Raw genomic sequence first — 6,295 nt, 5'->3', positions numbered from 1 at the left:
GCTACAGACACTCCTCGCCCTGTGGACCGGCGCCTGCCCCACCTGCCACCGCGACATACCAACACCCATATCAACCTGACCAGGCACTACTAGGAACAGGGATCTAGGAACTACCCCTTCGGGGGGCGCGAGCGCCCCAGCGCCCCAGCACGTCCCGGTGGACGTCCTCATCGGTGAATACGTCGCCGCGTGTGCCGAGCGCCCGCCCTCCAGCGTCCTGGGGCACCTCGGACGCGAGGTCAAGGCTCTCCTCGCGGAAGGCATCAACCCCGACCGCGTCCGGGCCGGGCTGGCCCGCCAGCGTGCAAAGGGGCTGCATCCCAGCGTGCTGCCCAGCCTCGTCCACGAGGCGATGAACGCGACCCCGCGCGGCGTCCCCCATCAGGCGTGGACGAACCCTGCCGACGCCGCCGCCTACGGAGGCGAACTCTGATGACCACGACCGCCACAGGCACGCGGCCGCCCCAGCCCCTGGCGCCGCTGGTCGACCGCCTCGGCGCGATCCTGCATGCCCGCGGCATCGATCCAGAGGCCGTCGCGGCGGCCCCGCCCGCCGAGCCGAACGCGGCACTGGAAACGGCGGCCGCCCGCATCCCCGCCCGCTACCGCGCCGCCCTCGCCAGCCACCCCCAGGTCACCGCCTGGGTGGACGAGATCGCCCGTACCGGACGCCCCGGCCCCGCAGGCGCCACCGGCATCTCCGAGGGCCCCTCACTGCTGATCACCGGCCCCACCGGCACCGGCAAGACCCACCAGGCGTACGGCGCCATCCGCGCCCTCCTCACCGCCAGGATCCGGCTGCGCTGGGAAGCCGTCACCGCCGCCGACCTCTACGCCCGCCTGCGCCCACGCTCCGGCCACGACTCCGAACGCGACCTGCAGACCCTAGCCCGCAACCCACTGCTGCTCCTCGACGACCTCGGCGCGGCCAAAGCCAGCGAGTGGACCGAGGAGCTGACCTACCGGCTGATCAACCACCGGTACGACCACCTGCTCCCCACCCTCATCACCACCAACCTCCCCACCACCGAACTACGCGCCGCACTCGGGGACCGCGTCGCCTCCCGGCTCTCCGAAATGACCGAACGCGTCATCCTCACCGGACCCGACCGCAGACGCCACACCCGAACCTGACCACCCCGAAGCCGGTCCCCCGCCGCATCGGGAACCGCAGATCACCGACTGCCGGGGACCGTACGGGACCGGCTTCGGGGACCATGCGGGGACACAAGGGGACCGGTCCCGCTCACGGTCCCCGCTTGGGGACGGTCCCCCTGACGGTCCGTCGGGGACGGCCCCACCGGGGACCGGGGACCGGTCCCCGCAAAGACGCAGGTCACCGCGCACACGGCCCCCAGAAAGCCGGTCTCCGAAACGGAACCCCAGGCACGGGGCCGGGGACCGTCGCGAAGACCGGGGACCGGCAATCCCCTCGGTCCCCGCCCGCGGGACCAGGACACCGGCTGTCGGGAGCACGGTCCCCCGAGCAACGAACGGTGGGGACCGGTCCCCACCGCCCACCTGTCCGCTTCAGAGGCAACCACGCACAGTCCCAGGTGCGAGGTATCTCTGCGCACGGCCATCACGCGTCAACAGCCCGACGCCTCCCAGACCACCTCCACCTCCCCGAAGAGAGCCGATGTACCTGTCACACCACGAAATCCCAGACCGCCCCAGCGACGAACCCTCCGCCGCAGCCCCAAGCGGAGCAAGGTATGGCGTTGGACCGTCCAAGGGGCGGTCCAACACGGTCCCCGTCCCAGGGGTGGCGGGGGTATCTGGGAGCGAGGGCGCTCCCAGAACAAAGACCGGGGTAGTGCGGGCTGCGGACGAGGCCGCGCTTCACCGGGTCGCGCGCCGTCGTGCACGCCAGAAGGTGCAGCGCACCGCGCGGGTCGATGTCCGCTACAGCGTGGAAGAGAAGAGGGAGATCACGGCGGAGGCACGGCGGCTCGGGCTGGCCGGTGCTATTTCGTCGGCGCCGTCGTGATGACCCACCTCCAGGGCGACTACGGGCTGCCTGGCGGGCGTACTCCGGTGGACGACCTGGTCGACGAGCTCGCAGCACTGCGCACGCAGGTCGCGCGCATCGGCACGAACGTCAACCAGATCGCCCACCGCCTCAACGCTGGCGGCGAGCCACGCCCTGGAGACAGGGACCTGCTCGCGGAGGCGGGGCAGATTCTGGTCCTGGCACGTCAGGCGGCCACCGCCATCGATACCACTGCCGACATGACCGTCACCACAGGGACCGGGCATTCTGATTGATCGCGAACATCGTCAAGCCCGGTCACAAGACCCGCGGCGTCCTCAACTACCTCTACGGGCCCGGCCGCGCCAACGAGCACACGGACCCCCACCTCGTGGCGTCCTTCGACGGCTTCGCCCCCGACCCGGGGCGTGACCCACAAGCAACCCTCGCCCAACTCACCACGGCCTTGGACCTGCGGGTGAAGCAAGCCGGTGACAAAGCACCGAAGAACCACGTGTGGCATTGCTCGATCCGGGCCGCTCCCCAAGACCGGCTCCTGTCCGACGAGGAGTGGGCCACCATCGCCCTCCGCGTCTTTACCGCCACCGGCATCGCACCGGACGGCGACCCCGACGCCTGCCGCTGGGTCGCCGTCCGCCACGCCGCCGACCACATCCACATCGTCGCCACGAAGGTCCGCGGCGACCTGCGCCCGCCACGCAACTGGAACGACTACCTGCACGCCGACCACGAACTCGCCGCCATCGAGAAGGAATACGGCCTGCGCCAGGTCCTGCGCGGCGACAGGACCGCCGCGAAGCGGCCCACCCACGCCGAACAGGAGAAGGCCCGCCGCACCGGACGCCCCACCACCGCCCGCGAGCGCCTGCGGACCACCGCCCGCACCGCGCTCTCCGCGGCCACCACACTCGAGGAGTTCTTCACCGTCCTCGAAGGCTCCGGGGTGCTGGTGGAGATCCAGCGTTTCCCTTCCGGGGACATCCGCGGATACAAGGTCGCCCTCGACGGTGACACCAACAAGGACGGCCGGCCGGTGTGGTTCTCCGGATCCACCCTCGCTCCCGACCTCTCCTACCCCAAGATCACCGAACGCCTCACACACGCGGCACCCCCATCGGCGCTCCGCTCCGGACCCGACGCCTGGCGACGCCTCACCCAGGCCACCGACTGCATGCCCGACCACCTCGAAAACAGCGAGGACGCGACCGGGCAGGCGCACATCGCCGCCCTCGCCGAAACCCTCGACGCCCTCCCCTTGATCACACCAGCCGACCTGCGCCCCCAACTCCTGCGGGCTGCCGCCGCGTTCGAACGGGCAGGCCGCTCCCGCATCCGCGCCCACCACCAACAGGCCCACGCCACCAGAAGAGCCATCAGGGCAGTTCTTCGTGAACCCGCCCCCAAGGACGGAGCCCTCTTCGCGATCCTCCTTGACGCCCTCCTCCTGGCCGTCATCGCCGCCCACCACTGGCACCAGCGTCATCACCACGACCAACAGGCCCAAGCCGCCCGACAAGCAGCCGAACACCTCCGCGCCGCCTACCGAGCAGCCGCGATCCAGCCGACCTCCGCACTCCACCACCAGGGCCGCCACCTCACCCTCCCCCTACAAGAGCGGCAGAGGGCAGTCGTGCACCGGGCCCTCCCGGACCTGGCCGAGCAGATCCTCGCCGAACCCGGCTGGCCCGCCCTCGCCACCACACTCGCAGCCACGAAAACAGCCGGCCACGATCCCGCCGTCCTTCTCACCCGTGCGGCCCGTCACCGCGAACTGGACACCGCCACCCGCCTCAGTGAAGTCCTGACCTGGCGCCTGGCCCGCCTCACCGACCTCCCCCACCACAACCCGAACACGACAACCGACCCAGCACCCCCCGCCCGAAACATCCGGCCCGCCCCACAGCCCCGTACGCTGACCCCCAGCTGTCCACCCCACAGGAGCCCAACCCACAGCCATGGACCGCAGCGGTGCCTCAGCATCGGTCCGCATCCGCTACACCGCTACTCAGGCAGCCGACCCGGCCTCACCTCGCCAGCGTCCGAGGACGACGGCACAGCAGCGGCCCAGCAGGTGTGGTCCAGGGCCGGGAACGCAGGACTTCTCATCCTCCCGCTCTCACCGCGCGCGGTAGCGTCCCTCATGAGGTCAACGGAGAGGACGCACGTAGCATGCCGCAGCCCACGGACACCACCAGCCATCAGGCCCCGCGCGGGCTCATCCTGGACTTCGCGGGGGTACTGACCGCCGATCCCCTCTCCGTGCACCGCGCGTGGTGCGAGTCGGAAGGACTCCCTCCCGAGGCATGGCGTGCCACGCTCAACGACAACCCCGAAGGCCGGCGGCTCTACGCGGCCCTGGAGGTCGGGCAGATCAGCCAAGCCGTGTGGAACGAGGGCACCGCTGCTCTGCTCGGTGCGCACGTCGACCCGGAGAACCTGATGGGGCGTGCCTGGTCCGGGGTGCCCACGGCGCAGCGCATGGTCGCGCTCGCACGGGCCGCCAGGGGTGCGGGATACCGGCTGGCGCTCCTGTCGAACAGCTTCGGCCTGGACCCGTTCGATCCGTACGAACACGCGGGCATCTGGGACTTGTTCGACGTGCACGTCGTTTCAGAGGCGGTCGGCGTTGCGAAGCCGGACCCGGCGATCTACCGAATGACACTGGACCGCCTTGGTCTTCTCGGGCAGGAGTGTGTGTTCGTCGACGACCACCCGGTGAACCTTCCACCGGCCCAGGCCCTGGGCATCTCCACCGTCCTCGCGACTCATGAGGCCGACACGGTGGCCGAGTTGGAGCGTCTACTCGGGGTGAGCGCGGTCCTGGCCGCGTAAGAACTGGTTTCAGCCATCCTGTCGGCTTTCGCGCGCCGGGGAGTGTCGGCGGCCGTTGAGCAGTGGGTACGGTCCGTGCCTGGCCGTTCAAGTAGGGAGTGGCTGCCATGCAATGGTCGGAGTACACCACTGCGGAACGCCTCAAGGCCCTCCGTAGCGGCATGACCCAAGAGCAGCTGGCGCAAGCCGCCGCCGTGTCCGTCGGCGTCGTCCGGAAGCTGGAACGCGGCGGCACCGCCTCGCTTCCCTCCCTGCTGTCCATCGCCTCCGCCCTCGGAACCGACATCGCCGTACTCCTCGGCCAGCAGGCGCCCCGCCGCGCCATGGACCGCGACGAGAGGGCGGCCCTGCGTATCCTGTCCGCCGCCACCCACGACGCGGCCATCGGCATTCCCACCGACACCGAGCCCGGCACCGTCGAAGAGCTCCGCATGGTCATCCGCCGCGCCGACACCGCCTACTGGGCAGGGCGGTACACCGAACTCGGCGCGCTTCTCGGCGCCCTGCTGCCCGAAGCCCGCGCCCGTCACGACGCCGCCGGCACCGGCGAGAAGGAGGCCGCAGCTGGCGTCCTGGCCGATGTCTTCCAGACCGCCGGCATGGCCGCGAACGTCTGGGGCTCACGCGATCTCGCCTACGCCGCGCTCACCTACGGCCGCCAGATCGCCGTGCAAGCCGGGGACGACCTGCGTGACGCCCACCTCGCCGCCACCACGGCATGGGTCAACCTCCGCGACGGGCGGACCGCGCAGGGGTTCGCACTCGCCACCGCCCAGGCCGGCCGGATCGAACCGAAGATGTCGGAACACGACCCTGACCGGCTGTCGGTGTTCGGGCAGTTGGTCACCAACGCCGCCGTGGCCGCCTCACGGGGTGGCGCCTCCGCGGACACCGCCCGCGAATACCTTTCCCAGGCCCACGCGGTCGGCGCCCGCCTCGGTACCGAACACGCCCGCGGCCGACACGCCCAGCCCTACGGCCCTCTCTACACCGCCACGCAGGCCATGAGCATCGCCGTCGCCCTCGGCGACACCGCAGGGGCGCTGCGGCTCATGGACACCGTCCGCCTGGACGACACCGTTCCCCTCGCCACCCGGGCCCGCTACGGCCTCGACGTCGCCCTCACCCATGTGGAGTGCCGCCGCTGGCAGCAGGCCGCCGACACCCTCGAAGCCGTTTGTTCCATGGCACCAGGATGGGTACGGCACCAGATGCTGCCCGGGGTGATCATCTCCCGCTTGGCCGGCGTGTCCGTCGGCCGCCTGCGCGGACTGGCCCACGCCGCGGGTGTCCCTCTCGGCGTCCGCTGACCACCACGAGCCGTGGCAGCCGGACGGTCACCACCGGCACGGCTACCACGCTCCGTGGCACTCCCCGCTGGCCATGCCGGGCGGTCCGGCACGGGGCGTGGCAGCGCCCGGTACCGCGAACTCCCGCCGCCGCCACGGGCCGTGTCTGTCCCCCGCAGAC

Annotated in this window: 5 protein-coding genes and 1 pseudogene; all 6 read left to right on the top strand. The window is 71.1% G+C overall.

What is annotated here, in order from left to right:
* Positions 1-91: 91 nt before the first annotated feature.
* A pseudogene (locus tag ACFYW8_RS43700) lies at positions 92-433 on the top strand (hypothetical protein); the annotation flags it as partial.
* Positions 433-1,134, top strand: coding sequence for an ATP-binding protein (locus ACFYW8_RS43695; protein WP_389093368.1), 702 nt, complete (start codon positions 433-435; stop codon positions 1,132-1,134). The pseudogene ACFYW8_RS43700 and the gene ACFYW8_RS43695, both read left to right, overlap by 1 nt.
* Positions 1,135-1,989: 855 nt before the next feature.
* The gene (mobC, locus tag ACFYW8_RS43690) at positions 1,990-2,268 is read left to right on the top strand and encodes a plasmid mobilization relaxosome protein MobC (RefSeq protein ID WP_389093379.1); all 279 of its coding nucleotides are present in this window, start codon (positions 1,990-1,992) and stop codon (positions 2,266-2,268) included.
* Entirely contained in the window at positions 2,265-4,235 is a 1,971-nt protein-coding gene (locus ACFYW8_RS43685; protein WP_389093363.1) for a relaxase/mobilization nuclease domain-containing protein, read from the top strand. Before mobC ends, ACFYW8_RS43685 begins: the two co-directional genes overlap by 4 nt.
* Positions 4,163-4,825, top strand: coding sequence for an HAD-IA family hydrolase (locus tag ACFYW8_RS43680; protein WP_389093359.1), 663 nt, complete (start codon positions 4,163-4,165; stop codon positions 4,823-4,825). Before ACFYW8_RS43685 ends, ACFYW8_RS43680 begins: the two co-directional genes overlap by 73 nt.
* 107 nt (positions 4,826-4,932) lie before the next feature.
* Positions 4,933-6,135, top strand: coding sequence for a helix-turn-helix domain-containing protein (locus ACFYW8_RS43675; protein WP_389093354.1), 1,203 nt, complete (start codon positions 4,933-4,935; stop codon positions 6,133-6,135).
* The last annotated feature ends 160 nt before the right edge of the window (positions 6,136-6,295 follow it).

The organism is Streptomyces sp. NPDC002742, assembly GCF_042888885.1.
Taxonomy (GTDB): domain Bacteria; phylum Actinomycetota; class Actinomycetes; order Streptomycetales; family Streptomycetaceae; genus Streptomyces.
This window is presented reverse-complemented; position numbering and strand designations above follow the sequence as displayed.

What these genes read in the sequence shown, in the direction of transcription:
- ACFYW8_RS43695 (WP_389093368.1), top strand. Translation starts at nt 433, where the DNA reads ATGACCACGACCGCCACAGGCACGCGGCCGCCCCAGCCCCTGGCGCCG.
- mobC (WP_389093379.1), top strand. Translation starts at nt 1,990, where the DNA reads ATGACCCACCTCCAGGGCGACTACGGGCTGCCTGGCGGGCGTACTCCG.
- ACFYW8_RS43680 (WP_389093359.1), top strand. Translation starts at nt 4,163, where the DNA reads ATGCCGCAGCCCACGGACACCACCAGCCATCAGGCCCCGCGCGGGCTC.
- ACFYW8_RS43675 (WP_389093354.1), top strand. Translation starts at nt 4,933, where the DNA reads ATGCAATGGTCGGAGTACACCACTGCGGAACGCCTCAAGGCCCTCCGT.